The organism is Leptolyngbya sp. FACHB-8 (genome assembly GCF_014695575.1).
GTDB lineage: Bacteria > Cyanobacteriota > Cyanobacteriia > Elainellales > Elainellaceae > Vacuolonema.
Map to the genome: position 1 here is coordinate 32,150 of NZ_JACJOO010000077.1, position 16,963 is coordinate 49,112.

12 protein-coding genes are annotated in these 16,963 nt (G+C 48.3%); 5 read left to right on the forward strand and 7 right to left on the reverse strand.

What is annotated here, in order from left to right:
- Positions 1-355: 355 nt before the first annotated feature.
- The 3 genes from H6F91_RS21710 to H6F91_RS21720 form a co-directional block, all read right to left on the reverse strand.
- Positions 356-1,756 (reverse strand): ABC transporter substrate-binding protein, encoded by a 1,401-nt coding sequence (locus H6F91_RS21710; RefSeq protein ID WP_190775640.1) that lies wholly within the window; start codon positions 1,754-1,756, stop codon positions 356-358.
- A 13-nt stretch (positions 1,757-1,769) separates the two neighbouring features.
- The gene (locus H6F91_RS21715; RefSeq protein ID WP_190775639.1) at positions 1,770-2,507 is read right to left on the reverse strand and encodes a PspA/IM30 family protein; all 738 of its coding nucleotides are present in this window, start codon (positions 2,505-2,507) and stop codon (positions 1,770-1,772) included.
- 280 nt (positions 2,508-2,787) lie between these two features.
- Positions 2,788-3,042: a hypothetical protein gene (locus H6F91_RS21720; RefSeq protein ID WP_190775638.1), complete on the reverse strand. Its 255-nt coding sequence runs from the start codon at positions 3,040-3,042 to the stop codon at positions 2,788-2,790.
- Between the two features lie 554 nt (positions 3,043-3,596).
- Between H6F91_RS21720 and H6F91_RS21725 the strand changes: the two genes are divergently transcribed.
- Together H6F91_RS21725 and H6F91_RS21730 are read left to right on the forward strand one after the other, a co-directional pair.
- Positions 3,597-5,906 (forward strand): NACHT domain-containing NTPase, encoded by a 2,310-nt coding sequence (locus tag H6F91_RS21725; RefSeq protein WP_190775637.1) that lies wholly within the window; start codon positions 3,597-3,599, stop codon positions 5,904-5,906.
- Positions 5,907-5,910: 4 nt separating this feature from the next.
- On the forward strand, positions 5,911-6,615 hold the full coding sequence (locus tag H6F91_RS21730; RefSeq protein ID WP_190775636.1) for a cupin domain-containing protein: 705 nt from the start codon (positions 5,911-5,913) through the stop codon (positions 6,613-6,615).
- A gap of 204 nt (positions 6,616-6,819) precedes the next feature.
- Here the strand turns inward: H6F91_RS21730 and H6F91_RS21735 are convergent, their stop codons facing one another.
- From H6F91_RS21735 to H6F91_RS21745, 3 genes are all read right to left on the reverse strand, one after another.
- On the reverse strand, positions 6,820-7,272 hold the full coding sequence (locus H6F91_RS21735; RefSeq protein WP_190775635.1) for an acetyltransferase: 453 nt from the start codon (positions 7,270-7,272) through the stop codon (positions 6,820-6,822).
- Between the two features lie 499 nt (positions 7,273-7,771).
- Positions 7,772-9,535, reverse strand: coding sequence for an SWIM zinc finger family protein (locus H6F91_RS21740; RefSeq protein WP_190775634.1), 1,764 nt, complete (start codon positions 9,533-9,535; stop codon positions 7,772-7,774).
- A gap of 194 nt (positions 9,536-9,729) precedes the next feature.
- A complete protein-coding gene (locus H6F91_RS21745; RefSeq protein WP_190789469.1) occupies positions 9,730-10,074 on the reverse strand; it encodes a hypothetical protein in 345 nt (114 codons plus the stop codon).
- A gap of 485 nt (positions 10,075-10,559) precedes the next feature.
- On the opposite strand from H6F91_RS21745, the gene H6F91_RS21755 reads away from it, so the two are divergent.
- The 3 genes from H6F91_RS21755 to H6F91_RS21765 all read left to right on the forward strand — a co-directional run bounded on the left by H6F91_RS21755 (position 10,560) and on the right by H6F91_RS21765 (position 16,393).
- Positions 10,560-11,549, forward strand: coding sequence for a tyrosine-type recombinase/integrase (locus H6F91_RS21755; protein ID WP_190773553.1), 990 nt, complete (start codon positions 10,560-10,562; stop codon positions 11,547-11,549).
- 353 nt (positions 11,550-11,902) lie between these two features.
- Positions 11,903-12,223, forward strand: coding sequence for a hypothetical protein (locus H6F91_RS21760; protein ID WP_190773554.1), 321 nt, complete (start codon positions 11,903-11,905; stop codon positions 12,221-12,223).
- A gap of 372 nt (positions 12,224-12,595) precedes the next feature.
- Entirely contained in the window at positions 12,596-16,393 is a 3,798-nt protein-coding gene (locus H6F91_RS21765) for a CHAT domain-containing protein (protein ID WP_190773555.1), read from the forward strand.
- 225 nt (positions 16,394-16,618) lie between these two features.
- Here H6F91_RS21765 and H6F91_RS21770 read toward each other — a convergent pair whose 3' ends face one another.
- Positions 16,619-16,819: a hypothetical protein gene (locus H6F91_RS21770; RefSeq protein WP_190789470.1), complete on the reverse strand. Its 201-nt coding sequence runs from the start codon at positions 16,817-16,819 to the stop codon at positions 16,619-16,621.
- Between the last annotated feature and the right edge of the window lie 144 nt (positions 16,820-16,963).

Here is a 16,963-nt window from a genome sequence, read left to right on the forward strand (position 1 = left end):
GAGTTGTGCAGCATCTTGTTCTGCCTCATGTTAATCCTTTACGGCAATTTTCAAGTGACTCAGATCTAGTCAATTTTGTGAGAGCCACGCTCAGCGCAGCTCTCACAAAATTGACTGTGGTTTACTCAAGCGGGAAACGCTGTAATTGAGCCATCGTTAAATGTTGCCCCGTTTGAGGAGGTTTTGCATCAAAATGCCAAACCACAGTTCAATTTGGTTGGGCCAGGAACAATGCTTCGGTATGAAATGGAAAACAATGCAAAGGATTGGGGTACTCAAAAACGCCCTTCTGATTGCTATGGAATTGAGAATACCGCGTGGTGGTTGATGATTGCAATTGGCAATTGTATTGGCATTACGGCCGCTTCAGTAAAGTGAAGCGATCGCCCCCTCGCCCGTCAGATACAACCTGAACAAGAATACCATTGCCGACGCGATCGCCTGTTGGCAGAAATTGCACCTGACCATTCGCTCCCGTAGCGGTAAAACCAGCCTTTTGCAACACCTTCTGTAACCCATCGCGAGTTGTATTTTCTTGCAAACCAGCAATGACAGCCTGGGCTGCATCATAACTCATAGCCGTGCGCCAGTTGACTCTACCTGCCCAGCGCTGTTGAGCCTTAGTGGCGAAAGGTTCTGAAGGAAACCAGGGAACGGATAGGATGAGCCCTGAAACATGGGAACCGCCCTCTTGTAAGGTTTGCATGGTGTAGAGAGTGGGGCTTCCAAACAGCGGTAATCGGGTTGAATTGTTTTGCATGAGGGCGATCGCACGATTAATCCGATCAATATGGGGGGCAAAGACAATACCTTGGGCTCGACTACGAATAATGTCACGCATAACCATTTGAGGATTAAACGTAGGACTTGCAAAATCGCAAGCGACAGAGACAATCTTTCCTCCTAAACCGGAAAGCGCTGGCACAAACTCCTCATAGAACGATACATTATCTGGAGCTTGAGAATCGTAGCAAATCGCTATAGTTTGCAACCCCTTTTGTTTAACCATGTGTTCTGCTAGAGGAGTTGCGATCGCCCCAATATTAGGAACGGTCCGGAAGATATAATCACCAAAACCCGATAACGAGTTGGCAAAACTAGTCGGAGAAACCATCACCAATCCTTCTTTTTCATAAATCGGGGCAGCCGCTAGAGAAGCATCGGTTGCATTATGCCCAATCACCGCTAAAATTCTCCGATTGTTTGTGAACGCTTCGGCAATTTGTTCGGCAATTTGCGCGTCGTTATCATCATTTGCAATTTGGACTTGCAGCCCTACTCCCTTGATACCACCCTGGCTGTTAATTTCATCCTGAGCTTGGGCAACTCCCCGCAGTATTTCCTGAGCCACATTAGGGTTGCTGCCGATGGGTACGCTTACCGCGATCTGAAGGGTAGGGCGATCGCCCACTTTGGCGTTATTCAAATAGATTAGCGTTTCCGGGTCATTAGGGCGCTGCTCTAGAGCGATTTGAAAGTGCTTAGCAGCAGTGGCATAGTCTTTTCTAGCAAAGGCTTCAACCCCCTTCTGTTGATCAGATGTATTTCCAGATGTCAGGAGCAAACGTTCACCAAAGCTCATGCGGCTCATGACCCGAGAGGGTCTAGAGGCGATCGCTTCAAGGAAGGACCTGGGGAATGTTCCTTCCCACGACTGCAACCACGGCACCAATCGAGGCACAGCAATAAAGAGTATGAAACCGAGCACGATGAAAACGATGGGCGGAGGAGTCCGCCGCTTAGAATGAGTTGCCATTCCATTGCTCCTATCATTCAGATGTTGAGTCGATTTGTTGCAACCGCTGGTTAATCTCGTCGTCCAGGGTGAGTTTTTCCAGGTCGGAGTTAAGTTTTTCCGTTGGGCTTTCCGAAAGTTCAGCTAAAGCATTGGTTCTCAAATAACGCCGTTGAATAGAGGATTGAGCGGCTTCAAATTGCGATCGAGCTGATGTCACTTCAAGGCTGTTGTTAATCTGTGTAATGGTTTTCAGCGCTTCGTTTACCTCTGACAAATCCTTGAGATTTTGCATCTCAAGTTTGTAAGTTTCCAGGCGTTGCTGTTCTCGTTGCAAGCGTTCACGATGAGTTGTCAGGATTTGCTCTGCTTGCGAAACCTGTTCCCCCAGGATGGGTAAGAGCCGTTCAATTAAAATAGCCTTTCCCATTGCTAGACGAGCCGCTTCGACGTTGTTTTGGCGCTGTGCCAGGAGCGCCTGTTGTTGGATACCCTCCAATTCCTTCTGTTTGGCGTTATATTTCTGCTGTGCCCGTTGATAACTGGCAGTCATCTTTGCCACCGATTCGGTGAGTTGCTGCACAGCCTCCTGCATGGAATAGAGAGATTCCTGGGCTGCTTCTACGGCAATTTTGCCGCCGGACTCGATCGGAATTCCCCACAACCAATTCCACAAAGCAATCAGCGTTTGGGCAGCGCGATCGCCCAGCAACCAATAAACAACACCTCGTCCTGTCTTGTCACCCAGAAGCCAGTAAAATAATTGCTTCATATCGTCAATTAGATCCTTTTGTCATGACTGGTCTGTCGTTTTGACAGGCCTTTTAACACGTGCTAGTACAGCAAAACGAAAGTTTTGAAAGGGGTGAAGGGGTCCCACCCCTTCTTGGGGGCGAAGCCCCCAAACCCCAAGTTGCAAAATTTGGTGTTTGCAACACTAAATACGCAAAAAGACCGACTTATAGACACAATTGTCTACAGGTCGGTCATGTCAGAATTGCACTTGATCAGAACCGAATAGTTAAAGTTGATGTTTGGATTTGAGAGCCTACTCAGGCAGGTTGGGCGATCGCCTGTTCCTGCTGTATCCAACGCTGAATCTCCTGCTCATTAAGATGGAAACAGTAAGAAGGCGCACCACCAATAATGATTCGCGTTGTATTGCGACCACTACGCTCACAGGTAACTTCCAGACAGCCACATCCTGTCTCTGTCCAAGTTCTTAGCAGACGTTGTTCGAGACATTGTAGAACTTGTTCAGGCTGGTCTTTCATCTCAGGTTGGGGTTTGAAAGGACGCCTAGTCATGCGTGTTTTCCATGTTTCAATATCCTCGCTTGTAAAAGCGAAAGAGTATTGTGTTGAGTCGCACAGGAAGACTAGCTGGCGTGTGTAGGAAATACCACGCTGGCTTGTGATGGAGAAGAAGCCAAACCCACTGTGCTGCAAGGTTTCCCTCAAAGTAGTTTGCAAGGTCTGAAATAGGTCATCGATCGTTCCAGGTCGGGAATACTTCACGCATCACCTCACAAAGGGGCAAACACTAAAGGCAAGTCATTTTGAGTAGCGCTATTCTTTTGAGCCTAGAAGCATCCTAGGTAACATCATCAAAGATGTCAAGTAAGTAATGACTAAATCCTATTTATAAAATGACTAAGTGCTGTCTTGAGGCTCCCCGACCCTTCGCCTATACCGACGAAGCGTGAAGGATGACTGGGAAATACCAGTAATGGGTAGGTTTCACCTTGAAAAACTCTTTCTTGGGTGTGAGTTTTAAGAGAAGTAGCAAGTAAAGCTAGTGTATAGTCTATTTAAGGGCTATTTGTCTGCGAATGTTATTGCCCTACCAAAACAGCGGTTCTATGGCTAAACCCTCCCTAGCTGCCTCTCAGATCGGCATTCAACTTGCGAAGCAATCCATGACAAAAGCAGGATGGACTCAGAAAAGACTGAGTACGCTCGTTGATTGCAGTCGGCAGCCCATTACCAACTTCTTCAAGGGAGAACCAGTCGCCCAACCCATTTTTGTCAAAATTTGCGATCGCCTCAATCTCAACTGGCAAGAAATCGCTGACTTCTCTGCCCTTACACCGACAGTTTCAACGATAACGAATGTCTCATTAGAATCCTTTGATCATGATCCAATCGCGTTAGTGCAGAACCTGCGACGGCAAACCTACGCTGCCCTTGAGGAGCGGTGCGGCACGATGCGAATTCTGGATATGTCCTACCCCATTGGCATTGAGGACATCTATACGGATGTCAATATTCTGGAGCAACTCAGTGGGCGCAGGCGCAAAAAGCTAGATGACCTGCTGGAAAGTTGCGATGTTGAGACGTTCGATCGCCTGGGTTTTGGGCAGGCCACTGAAGAACGAATTTCTGGTATAGAAGCAGTTCAGAAATATCGCAGGCTGATTATTTTAGGTAAGCCTGGAGCAGGAAAAACAACGTTCCTGAAGCATTTAGCCATCCAGTGCAATGAGGGAAAATTTGAATCGGAACGGTTGCCTATCTTTGTTACTCTAAAGGATTTTGCAGAAACTCCCGACCAACCTGAGTTATTACAATACATTTGTCATCGGGATTTTCATGATGATCCAGAGGCTTCGCAGGCGATCGCCGCCATTTTTCAGCAGGGTCGAGCGTTGGTTCTGCTAGATGGATTAGATGAAGTTCGCGGTGAGGATCACGATCGCATTGTGCGAGACATTCGCACTTTTTCGGAACAATATTACGACAACCACTTTGTTATTACCTGTCGTATCGCCGCATGGGAATATACCTTTGAAAAATTCACTGAGGTCGAAATTGCTGATTTTGATGAGGTACAAATTGCGGCATTTGTAGCTAAATGGTTTAGCCAAAAACCCATCAAACCTGAAAGTTTTCTTCGGGCATTGAATCAAAACCCTAAAATATATCAATTGGCTGTCAGTCCCTTATTGCTGACATTGCTCTGCCTTGCCTTTGAGGAATCAGGTGAGTTTCCAGCAAGCCGCTCCGAGCTATATAAGGAAGGTATTGATGCACTTCTCAAGAAATGGGATGCCAAACGGGGAATTCAACGAGACCAAGTTTACAAGAAGCTATCACTCCAGCACAAGCAAGATCTACTCAGTTATATTGCGTTGGTCACGTTCAAACAGCAATCCTATTTCTTCAAACAATCGGTACTGGAGGAGTACATTGCTGACTATATTGCTGATTTACCCGATGCTCAGTCTGACCCTGAAGCCCTAAAACTTGATAGCGAGGCTGTTCTGCGCTCCATCGAAGCACAGCATGGGTTATTGGTAGAACGGGCAAAAGGCATTTATTCCTTCTCCCACCTCACCTTTCAAGAATACTTTGCAGCCCGTGAAATCGTTTTCAACGCGGCTCATCTTGATGAGGCCATCCATAACTTACTAAACCATCTTCATGATCGCCGTTGGCAAGAAATATTTCTCCTAACAACAGAGATGTTGCGCGATGCTAGTCGCTTAATTCTGCCTATGAAGCAAGCCATTGACGGCCTCTTAGCCCATGAAGCAAAGCTTCAGCGTTTTTTGCACTATGTTCACGATCGCGCCACTTCGCCAGAATTCTCTTTTTGTAAACCACTGGCTGCCCGTGCCTTTTGTTTTGATATCGACTTCGACATAGACAAGCGACGAGCGATCGCCCTCCTGGCAGATCCCACCGCAAAAATTCTCGTATGCGCCAGTTTCTTTACTCGTATCCTCAATATTAGTCTCGAACAGGCCATTGCGATCGCCCAGGATTACGAAGCAAGCGCACCGAGTGATCAAAAAATCACGGCAACTCACTCCGCTGATGAAGCTATGTGGATTGGTGTTCGGGTAGCATTACAGTCAGAAAAAATTAAACCAGACTTACATCGACGATTAAAAGAATTTACGCAACGGGAAAATTTAATACTACAAGATGATAAGGCGTTAGAGCAAATGGCGGATGATGCCAGAAAAGTTGCAAAAGACAATCTAAATCATATCGGAAATGACGCATGGAAATTGAGCAATCGTCAGTTTACTGATAACGAGAAAAATCTTTTACGTCAATATTACAAAGCTAATGAATTACTCCTGCGCTGTCTTAAGAGCGAGGGCTGCCGAATGGATCGCAAGACGCGCCAGCATGTTGAAGAGACTTTACTGATGCCAAACTAGCCCTATGGATATCCATTCAATTCAGAAAACCCTAGTTCAGAACCTCAGTCCAATCCTAACCCTGACAACCTGGCAGAACAATGTCGTCGAACTTCCTGGGGATGGAACTCATTGGGGCTTTGTTTATCAGGGCAATCCGCAACTTCAGCGTCATTGGGCAGGACAAACCTTCTCACTGTACCCCGACATGTACTTTTGCTTACCCGGTCAGGGTAGTATTGGCGGCGAAAACTCCTGTGGGATGGTGATTACCTGCTTGAATGCCGAAGGGATGTTTAGCATGGGAGGACCCGTCGAATCCAGGGGACGTTTTGCTTACATTGATGGTGGAGCCAACAGTGTATTAATTCCGCCGATGCGCTCCGGTGAACCCTGCCTTAATGCTCTCTATTTCCCATCAGGTTGTGATCAAACGATGCATACCCATCCCAGCGATCGCATTGGTGTCGTCCTCAATGGAGTTGGGGAAGCCGAAACACCCGATCGCATTGTGCAACTCCAACCCGGCATGCTCTTTATAATTCCTTGCCATAGTCCCCACAAATTTCGCACTAAAAATAGTGGTCTTGCCCTCGTTGTATTCCATCCTGATAGCGATACTGGCTTTACCCATCGCAATAACCCTATGCTAAATCGCACCCTCGTAGAAGGTGTCAGTGCTGCCAATATTCCGGAAATTCAAACGCCCCTTAACTCCCAATTTGAGTAGATTACAGAGGAACGTTTTAGGCATACTTCATACGCCCAAAACACTCTAGAAACAAGGCATTTCGTGTGCCGTTTTCCTCCTCCCGTAATTCAGGAGAGCGATTAACTAATTGTACAAGGCAACCGTAGGTCGAGCAGAAGATACAGCAGTTATGCTGTAAGCAAAGCCGTTACCTTATGTTGTCAACACCACGAGACATTTCACCTATCCATTCCTTAACCGCAGATGTAATAGAGGAAATGGCTTACCCATGCCATCCACCTCCGATCGCCCTTCTATTTCAAACCCCATTCGTAAATAAAACCCTACTGCCTGTTCATTCTGTTCGTTCACATCCACTTTTGTCACGCCCAACGTCCCAATGGCATGCTGAATGAGCTGCCGTCCAATCCCCTGCCCGTGCCATGCCGGATCAATGAACAGCATTTCGATTTTGTTTCCGACTACACCAATGAAGCCAACAACTTCTCCTTGATGATTCCGTACACCATCTAACTCTACTATCTGAGAGAGTGCATCAAATATCAGAGGTTTAAAAAATTGGATATGGGATTCAGTAAGGAAATGATGGGTTGCCCGAACAGAGGCTTCCCATACTTTAACAACCTGTGGAAAATCTCCGGTGGAGATTGAGAAAATCCCCTCTTGCAATTGCATCACGTTCTAATTCCTCATTTCATTCAGTTCACTTAGAAGAGCCAATTTATTAACACCTTGAATTATATGTAGCAAATACAGCAGAGCTGCGCTTTCTATATAATCCAGGTTTTATTTTATAGCAATGTGCAAGTGCGTTAAGTACAGCAACGGTGGTGTGGGGCACTAAGTGCCCCACACCACCGTACTTAATCAACCCGCACAGCGCTATAATTTGTATGTGTTCCTAAGAAATAAAAACTTACTCCTTTCGTCTAATAAAAATTAGAAGAAACTGTCAGATCTGAGTACTTAAATCGTAGCTCAGGTTCTTTTTCCTTCCGCTTACAACTGCGCGTTTGGTCGACACGATCGCGATGCCGCACCTAAGATCTGCGGCTATACAAACGGATGGATTCTAGCATCCATAACCATCCGCTCCGTGCAGCACTTGAGACTGCTCGGCTGATAGCATGGCACACTTTCAACATTTATCCGGTAAGCTTCTTGCCATGTCGAGCTACCGCAATTGGTTGAATAAATCCATCAGCTTACGCTTACGGCCGTAATCCACTTGCAATCGATTGAAGTAATCAGTCCAAGTCGATTTCTGCCCTGATTGCTCATAGGCAGTTTTGGCTTGCTGTAACCACTTCACCGCCTCCTGGTAGCGATCGGATTTTCCCTGTGACATAATCGGCTCTGCTTGTTTACGTGCCGTTTTAATGACCCAATCCGAATGGGTGGATGTCGTTGCTTGCATCACCCGATATAGCAATTCAGAGCGGTAGTAGGTATCCGTTTCCACTGCACGAATCGCATCATCCAGTAGTCCCTCATACAGAAAAATATCAACCTTGGCTTCCCGGTTCTGCCAGTCGGAAGATTGCCGTAGCATGTTGAGCAAATCTGGTTTAATACACTCCCACTGATCCGTTGCAAGATGGGCAGCCCGTCGATAATCAGAGAAGTTCGGCTGCAACTGAAACGCTCGAATACTAGCTTCCAGAGCAACAGACAAATTTCCCATACCTTCTGCCAAATTACTCGTCCAATCTGCCAGGGTGTAACAACAATTGCCTGTCAGAGGAAGACCGGCTTGGGCGATCGCCAACGCCTCTGTTAAATGTTCACCCTCCCGCAATACCTGCGCCAGAGCAAAGGCTTCCTCCGCTGTCGTCATCCGTTCCTGAGCCACTTCCATAGCCGCTTCAATCTGGCCCGTCTGCGCTAATCGCGTCAGGTATTGCAGGATTAATCCTTCAACCCGCGCCAGGTTCAAATACTCCTGTTGTCGTCCCTGACGATCCAAAATTTGCAGTCGAATCTGAGCCAGTTTTTGCCCGAAAGAAGATTCCAGTCGAGCTGGGTCAGAATACCCACGGCCTTGGTTCAGTACTCGTTGAAGTTCTGGGTCGTCCCAGCCCTGCTGCAAGGCTGCAAGGCTCATCGAGAAGTCTGCATCCAGGCTATCCTGCCATTCATCCAGCATGACGCCCAAATCCACGGCTTCTGACTCATTCAAATCCGTACTGAGGATCGCCTCTGTCCAGGCCTCATCCAAAGGGTCAGTAATTGAAAAGGAATCCCCACCATACTCACAAAGCTCGTCCCATTCCCCAACATAGGTTTCTGTGATGGCAGACAAGATGGCGATCGCATGATAGCCATCACCATTTCTGGCAAAGTTCAAGGTTTTCTCAACAACGTTCAGCAAGGCATCGGTAAAGGGATCATCGTCATAGCCATCTTCCAAACATCGCACGCCTTCTCGCAAAATCTGCTTCACCTGCCGCCGAAAAGGAGTCGTATCGAACGATGCACGCCGACGCGCTGGCGTTGTCTGAGCCGGTGCTGCCGATGCTGATAGCAGCGTCACCTGGCGATCGATGACATCAATGAGTGTGGGTTGTTCCTCGACTAACGCTTGTACTAACTGCTGAGTTTTTACATGATCCAGGCGATCCAGAAGCTGTGATAATGTAGGCCGTTGTTGAATGCGCTTGGGCTGGCGCACCGAGGTTAGAGCCGCCGCTACGATATGTTTACACCAGCCTTCGTAAACATAGGGACAGCTACAATGAGCAGATTTGACACCCCCTGCATCAAGCTGAATATCAATGCGATAGGGTCGAACATCACTCCCTTCCACCTCAGCAGAAATGGTGTTTCCTCTTTGCACAATATCGGTAACGGCTCCCCCCTGGTAGTAATCTTCTCCCTGGTTCCAGGAATTTGCCGTTGTATGATGCCGAATCATCGCTTCAGAGATAGATGCTGCCATATTGATTAACCCTTGTTATTTCACGTCGCGCAGTGGTGTAAGAAGCCGATCCATCCACTAGCCCTCCGATTCGGAGAAAGTTGGTGGCGGAGTCTAACGGTCATTAATGGATAAATCATAAGCCGCTTCCTCATCAATAGCCGTGAACGCCTCGTGTCAATCCGAGTTCTCGTTTGTTGACGGGTGAAAGAATTTTAATACAAGAGACTAGTACGCTGAGGCGGAAATCCATCACCTATGTTTTTGTGTAGGGTGCTTCGCACCCTACACAAAAACATAGGTTGTGAACTTAGGCCGCAGCCTACTAGCATACTATTGGCCGCATCATGAATTTCGACGATTGGAATCCGAATATCAATGGGAGCAAGCATCGGCAGGGTTAAAGGGACCGTTGTGATGAAAACCAATCGCCCCTCCGGTCCTCCAGTTTTATCAGCAATGTCAGCAATCTGTCCCCCTGCTGAAGACATTACACGCAAAACTTCCACGTTTGGATAGAGGATACCAATTTCACTTTCTGGAGCGATGTCTTCTACCATGTAAATTTCTAATCATGCCGTATAACGGGGTCACAGATGGGATACCCATTGCTGCCGAATTTTACTCGCTAGGGCATTGTGAACATCTACCCAGAGATAGCCTCCAAGGCAAGGATTCATACCTGGAAACGGCGACAGCATAGCAACCTCAAACGTAAATATTGCCTCGACTGTATCGCATCCCCTGATTTCGCAACTTACAGCGCTTTTCAAGCGCCTAAAATCTGGTTATTTTTGTGAGGGCCGCGCGGAGCGCAGCCCTCACAAAAATAACTGTGGCTAATTCAAACGCAAAGCGCTGTAACTTGTCTGATGAGTATCATATTCCGGATAATAATTCCATGTCGAGAATAGTGACTCAAAGAATAAGTATTTTTACTTAGCTAGGTCTGTCTACACGTCTTCATTCTCGTTCTCCTCATCTCGCGCTTTAATCAAGAGGAGAGGAGTATCTAGCAGTCACTTGTTGTTATCTAACGATCGCCATGAAACGCACAACTATTCCTGATCCCATAATTGTGTCGCTGACCGGTGGCAAAGAAACTCCTAGAGCCCCGACTACTAATTTGGAGTCTCCGAAGGATCTCAGAGAGGTGAAGGTGGATGAGTTCATCGCAGCGCGATCGCTCAAGCCAAAGAGTGAGAAAGCTTACCGCCGAGACTTGCAGTATTTTATGGACTGGACAAGACAGACCTGGGTCGCTGTTACCCGAAGACAGGTAGCACAGTTCAAGCAATATCTCTTGCAAGAGCGGCAACTGGCTCCTAATTCGGTCAACCGGATTTTGCGCACACTGAAAACCTTCTATAAGTGGATGCTGGAGTCAGAGTACCTCTCTCATGACCCGACAACGGGCGTGAAACAGGAGAAGGTTCCGGAGGCGCAATCCCAGGAGCTTGAAGATGACGAAGTTGAGCGGATTTACACAGCCATTTCAGAAATCAGTCGTGACCCAGTGCGCGATCGCGCACTATTCTCGGTTTTGCTACATGGTTTGCGGGCAGAGGAATCCATCAACCTCAACTTTGAGGATTACGATGGGTCGCAGGTTGTGGTTCGAGAAGCAAAACACAATAGTGTGGGAGAAGTGCCACTCACTCGGCAGGCACGAACTGATTTAGATGCTTACATCCATCAACGGCAAGTTCAAGCACGATCAACAGGACAGGAAGTTCTACCACAGAGCCCCTTATTCATCTCCAACTCCAATCGGAGCAAAGGGCAACGGTTAACATACTGGGGGGTGCAGGAGGTCATGAAACAACTGGCTGAGTACACAGGGATTGACTTGCATGCACACCGTGGGCGGCATACCTTCTGCACCAATTTAATTGTCAAATTGGAAATGGACACAGCTTTAGCGATGGAACTATCGCGGCACCGAGACATTCGCAGTTTCAAACGCTACACCAATCGCAAGAATAAATTGGCCGCCAAACGAGCTTTTCTTAAGGCAACGGAGCAGTTGGATTAAAGGTCTTACAGCGCTTTGCGCTTGAATCAGCCACGGCTGTTTTTGTGAGAGCCGTGCGCGGCACGGCTCTCACAAAAACAATTAAATTCTAAGCACTTGAAAAGCGCTGCATATGAAACTAGTAGGCTGCGGCCTAAGTTCGCAACCTATGTTTTGTGTGGGGTGCGAAGCACCCCACACAAAACATAGGTGATGGATTTCTGCCTCAGCGTACTAGGGGCTGCTTTAAAGGTTATTTTTTCGCGCGTTTCACGCACGGAAAAACGACCTTTAAAACATCTTGTAACGTTCTGGCGATCACACTAGCAATTAAATTTCTATAATTCTGTCGGTCTAACTGTAAATCGGCAGAAATGGGTAGCCCTCATCTAGAAGCAGAACGCGCACGGCTTCTTCAACTTATTCATGGCATCCGGAGGTCTGGCAGTATCGCTCCCATCAATGTCTGGATTAGTCCTGTGCCTAAGGGGAAGTACCTCTACTACAAGCTCAGCAGCAAGAATCCTGAATATAAGAATCAGCACTTGGGCAAAGCAGGTAGTGAAAAATATCGCGATTGGAGGTCAAGAATCCAGCGACGGGAAGTACTTACAGAATTAGAACAGCAGCTCTCAATGCTTCAAGCCTTAATCGATCGCCAAGCAGTAGCAGATATCGAAATCCCAGAGGAATAGCCAGCAGGAAGCGCTCTCTAAATTGAAAGTGTTTCGTAGGGTGACCAAGAAGACAGTTCTCAGCATTAGAGATATAGGGCTTACACAAATCCACTTTATGAGCAAATCGAGAGCGATCGCATCACTATCACTACCAAGCTGGCTGCTAACGCCTTGGTATAGAGAAGCACGGCACTAGCACACGAATACTAAAGGCTATCGACCAGGGCTGTAAGGGCTTGCTTCTGCTAATGAAGAGAGCTACTTGATGAAAATGGAACTCATCATAAGTTTTTTCGCAATCATAAATTATTTAGAAGCATTCGTTGGGAACTGCTCATTTCAGTGATAAATTCAGCCATCTTCGCGTCTACCTAGAGTATGGGTTTTGTAATGTATAGACGATCGCTTCCCATTTCGATCTTCGTTCTACTGTTGACTCCTGTCCCACTGCTCGCACAATCCATCACTCCTGCTAATGACGGAACTGGGACGCAAATTATACGGGAAGGCGATCGCTATACCATTACTGGTGGCACCCGCACTCAGGAAAATCTTTTTCACAGCTTTCAGCAGTTAGGGTTGAGTACCGATGAAATTGCTACATTTCTCACACAACCTGGTATTGAGAATATTTTAGGACGGGTCACTGGAGGTAATGCTTCCATCCTGAATGGCCTAGTTCAAGTGCAGGATGGCGCAAACCTTTATCTGATGAACCCTGCTGGGATTGTCTTCGGTCCCAATGCTCGATTGGATTTATCCGGGTCATTCCTGGCCACCACAGCCAACGGGATGGGATTCGGTAACAACTGGTTCAATGCCTTTGGCGACAACAGCTATGCTGATTTGGTGGGTAATCCCGATAGCTTTGCATTTTCGTTAGCTAATAGCGGAAGTATTGTTAACTTCGCTGACCTCAGGGTGCCTTCCGGTGAAAGTATCACCTTACTGGGAGGAACCGTAGCTAATACGGGCACCCTCACCGCACCCAGTGGCACCATTACCTTAGCAGCTGTTCCCGGTGAGAACCGAGTGCGCTTGAGCCAGTCAGGTAACCTGCTCAGTCTGGAATTAGAAGCGGTCAATGGTACCTGGGATGCCGCTTTGAATCCTGTAAATCTCACACCTCTATCGCTTCCCCAACTACTGACAGGTGGCAATGTAGCCGCTGCCTCACAAATTACAGTGAACCCGGATGGTACGGTTCGGTTGGGTGGCGCGAATGTGCCTGTGCAAGATGGAACAACGCTGGTAGCGGGAGCGTTGAATGCGGCGGGGACGGGCGGGGAGATTAATGTGTTGGGCGATCGCGTCGCACTCCTCGACGCTAACCTCAACGCCTCCGGCACAAATGGCGGCACTATCCGCATCGGCGGTGACTACCAGGGCCAGGGTAATGTTTTCAATGCCTCGCGTACCTACGTCAGTCAGGATTCGGCGATCGCCGTAGATGCCTCCGGTCAGGGGGATGGGGGACGGGCAATCATTTGGGCAGATGACACAACTCAATTCCTTGGAACGGTTTCCGCTCGAGGTGGAGCTATCTCAGGTGATGGCGGGTTTGTGGAGGTATCGGGTGCCCAAAATTTGCTGTTTAATGGTCAGGCGGATTTGACAGCCGTCAACGGTCAACTCGGTACCCTGTTGCTTGACCCTACCAATATCACCATTGTTGATGGTACGGGGGGCGTCGGTACCGGGGGCAATAGCAATAATGATACAGAAATCCTTGATGGACAGGTTCTCTTTACAGATTCCCCTGAGGCATCCTTCACCCTTTCAGAAGGCGCTCTAGAAGCCTTAGCAAGCAGTACCAATGTTCTTCTGGAGGCGAGTAACGATATCACCGTCAATACACTGAATGATGGAGCAATAACCTTTCAGGCTAGCTTTGGGATTGGAACAACTGGAAGCATTACCTTCAGAGCCGATGCCGACAACTCTGGAGTGGGTGACTTTGTGATGAATGAAGGTAGCTCAATTATTGCTGCTGGAAGGGATATCACGATTTCAGGGGCTAACATCAACGTCACCACTCTCGATACCAGTTCAGCCGCCGGGAATGGAGGCGCGATTACCCTCTCTGCCGGTGGCACCCTCACAACGGGGAATTTGAACACTTACTCCCGTCCGCGCTATAGCGCAGGAAACGGAGGCGCGATCACCCTCACAGCAGGTAGCGACATTACAACAGAAAGTATAGATTCATCCTCACTCTCTTCCGATTCTGGTGCGTTTTTCATCAGCACAGCAAGCAATGGAGGGGCAATCATCCTCAATGCTGGAGGCAACATTACGACCAACAACTTAAACTCCTCGTCAGAATCCCGCTCTGGCACAGCAGGAGATGGTGGAGCCATCAGCCTAACCGCTGACGGAGACAGTACAACAGGTTTCTTGAATTCGGCTTCCAACTCATCGTCAGCGAATTCGGGAAACGGAGGAGCCATTACCTTAACCTCTACAGCAGAGGGTGGCGACATAGAAGTTAACTCCATCAACGCTGATGGAAGTGCTGGAGGTATCGGTGGCACCGTCGATATTACAGTGGGTCGATTTTTCCGGGCAACCGGTTCGACGCTAAATCGAGATGGGGTCGTCAGCAGCATTTCTTCCACGGGTGGTCAGGGTGGTGGTGCCATTACCGTTCTCCATGGCGGCAACGGTAATACCCCCTTCGTCATTGGCGAGAACTTTGGGGAGAATGGGAGTGTAGGAGCGATTACCGATGGAGTAAATACCTTTGCGGTTGGCGAATCCATTCCTGGTAGTGAGACCCGTGGCAATGTGCAAATCCTAACGGAATATTCCAGCCCTCCGTCTGGCCCTCCGTCTGGCCCTCGGCCCCGCCTGCCCCGTATTAATTGTTCTGACACGGGAGATTGCGGTGGAGGAGGCAATGAGCCCAGAGTCATTACGGACGAACCCCTGGAGTATCCTCAGATCTCGGCAACTAGAGACACATTGCTAGCCCTGGCAGATCAGACAGGCATTCCCCCTGCCCTGATCTATATCAGCTTTGCTTCCACGAGCATTTCCCTGCCCAATGGCTACGCCCAACGTGAGGCGATCGCGTCCCAGCAAATCACCAACTATCTGGGACAGCCTAATTCCACTGAATCTCCCCTACTCACAGCACAACCCCAAGCTAGTGATGAGCTAGAACTACTTCTGGTACTGCCCAGCGGAGATGTGGTGCGGCATCGTGTAGAAGGCGTCACCCGTGCCATGGTGCTCCAGCAACGACAACAGCTCATCAATGAAATTACAGCACCGAACCGCTTGCAATCGAACCGTTATCGAGTTCCTGCCCAGCAGCTTTATGAATGGCTTATTGCTCCTTTAGAAGCGAATTTAGAAACTCAGAACATTGGCAATCTTGCGTTTATTTTGGATACGGGATTGCGATCGCTCCCCCTCTCGGTTCTCTACGATGGTGAGCAGTTTTTGATTGAACGTTACAGTATCGGTCTGATGCCTAGCGTCAGTCTTACGGACACCCAGTACCACGACCTCCGCCAGGTGCCTATTCTGGCTATGGGGGCATCCCAGTTTGATACCTTGCAGCCCTTACCTGCTGTTCCTATTGAACTGGAGGCTGTCACAGCAGCCGTACCCAATAGCGTGGCCTATCTCAATCAAGACTTCACTGAGGTAAATTTGCTCAAGAGCCGATACGAGCGGCCCTACAGCATTGTGCACTTAGCCACTCATGCCGAGTTTCTGCCGGGGCAATTGGAAAACTCTTTTATTCAATTTGGCGATCGCCGCTTACCCATGGATGCCTTGCGGGATCTGCGCCTCAACAGTCCGGCCGTGGAACTGCTTGTGCTGAGTGCCTGCAAAACGGCGCTAGGAGATGAACAGGCTGAACTTGGGTTTGGTGGTCTGGCTGTGCAGGCTGGGGTGCGATCGGTGCTGGCTAGCCTCTGGTATGTGAGTGACACGGGTACGCTGGCTTTTATGAGCGAGTTTTATCAACAACTCCAGGAAGCCCCAACTCGTTCCGAAGCCTTACGACAAACGCAGCTGGCTCTGCTACGTGGCGAAATTCAATTAACCGATAACCAACTGATCACCACACGAGGCGCAGTCGTTTCCATTCCTTCTGACATTGCTGATACTTCTATTGACCTCACTCATCCTTACTTCTGGGCATCCTTTACGATGATTGGTAGTCCTTGGTAGCTTTAGCAAGCTTATATTTCAACTGTATAAATGGGTTGTAGTGAAAGGGGTACCTTGTATCCCTTTCACTACAACCCATTCATCCGTCTAGAGCAATAACTCATTGATAGGTTTGCCGAATTTTACTGGCCAGAAACCAGGATAAAAGGTTTGATATAGCAACGTGCGAGTGCGTTAAGTACAGCAACGGTGGTGTGGGGCACGAAGTGCCCCACACCACCGTACTTAATCAACCCGCACATTGCTGTAGAACCAGGAAAATTGTTGTTGAATTTGGGTTTGAATGCGGGGTGAAATGGAGTGGGGCAGAGGAACCTGAATCTGCGATCGCCGTTTATGGAGATACTTAAACCGGTAGTAGCTATCGCTTTCGTGAGGTATTACTACCAGGTTTTGGGGATTGAACTCGAGGGGGGATAACTGCAACCAGAGTATCAATATCTTGCAAGGCTTCGATAGCGCGTAGAGGTGCGCCAATACTCCCCTAAGTTCAAAGAGATGATCTGCACGATGGTAACGGGAGAGATTAGCCAGGTGGTCGGGAAAGTCAAGCAGAATTGTTTTTTGGTG

Bases quoted from the DNA above. Each gene is read 5' to 3' on its own strand.
- H6F91_RS21710 (WP_190775640.1), bottom strand. From the start codon at position 1,756: ATGGCAACTCATTCTAAGCGGCGGACTCCTCCGCCCATCGTTTTCATC.
- H6F91_RS21715 (WP_190775639.1), bottom strand. From the start codon at position 2,507: ATGAAGCAATTATTTTACTGGCTTCTGGGTGACAAGACAGGACGAGGT.
- H6F91_RS21720 (WP_190775638.1), bottom strand. From the start codon at position 3,042: ATGACTAGGCGTCCTTTCAAACCCCAACCTGAGATGAAAGACCAGCCT.
- H6F91_RS21725 (WP_190775637.1), top strand. From the start codon at position 3,597: ATGGCTAAACCCTCCCTAGCTGCCTCTCAGATCGGCATTCAACTTGCG.
- H6F91_RS21730 (WP_190775636.1), top strand. From the start codon at position 5,911: ATGGATATCCATTCAATTCAGAAAACCCTAGTTCAGAACCTCAGTCCA.
- H6F91_RS21735 (WP_190775635.1), bottom strand. From the start codon at position 7,272: ATGCAATTGCAAGAGGGGATTTTCTCAATCTCCACCGGAGATTTTCCA.
- H6F91_RS21740 (WP_190775634.1), bottom strand. From the start codon at position 9,535: ATGGCAGCATCTATCTCTGAAGCGATGATTCGGCATCATACAACGGCA.
- H6F91_RS21745 (WP_190789469.1), bottom strand. From the start codon at position 10,074: ATGGTAGAAGACATCGCTCCAGAAAGTGAAATTGGTATCCTCTATCCA.
- H6F91_RS21755 (WP_190773553.1), top strand. From the start codon at position 10,560: ATGAAACGCACAACTATTCCTGATCCCATAATTGTGTCGCTGACCGGT.
- H6F91_RS21760 (WP_190773554.1), top strand. From the start codon at position 11,903: ATGGGTAGCCCTCATCTAGAAGCAGAACGCGCACGGCTTCTTCAACTT.
- H6F91_RS21765 (WP_190773555.1), top strand. From the start codon at position 12,596: ATGTATAGACGATCGCTTCCCATTTCGATCTTCGTTCTACTGTTGACT.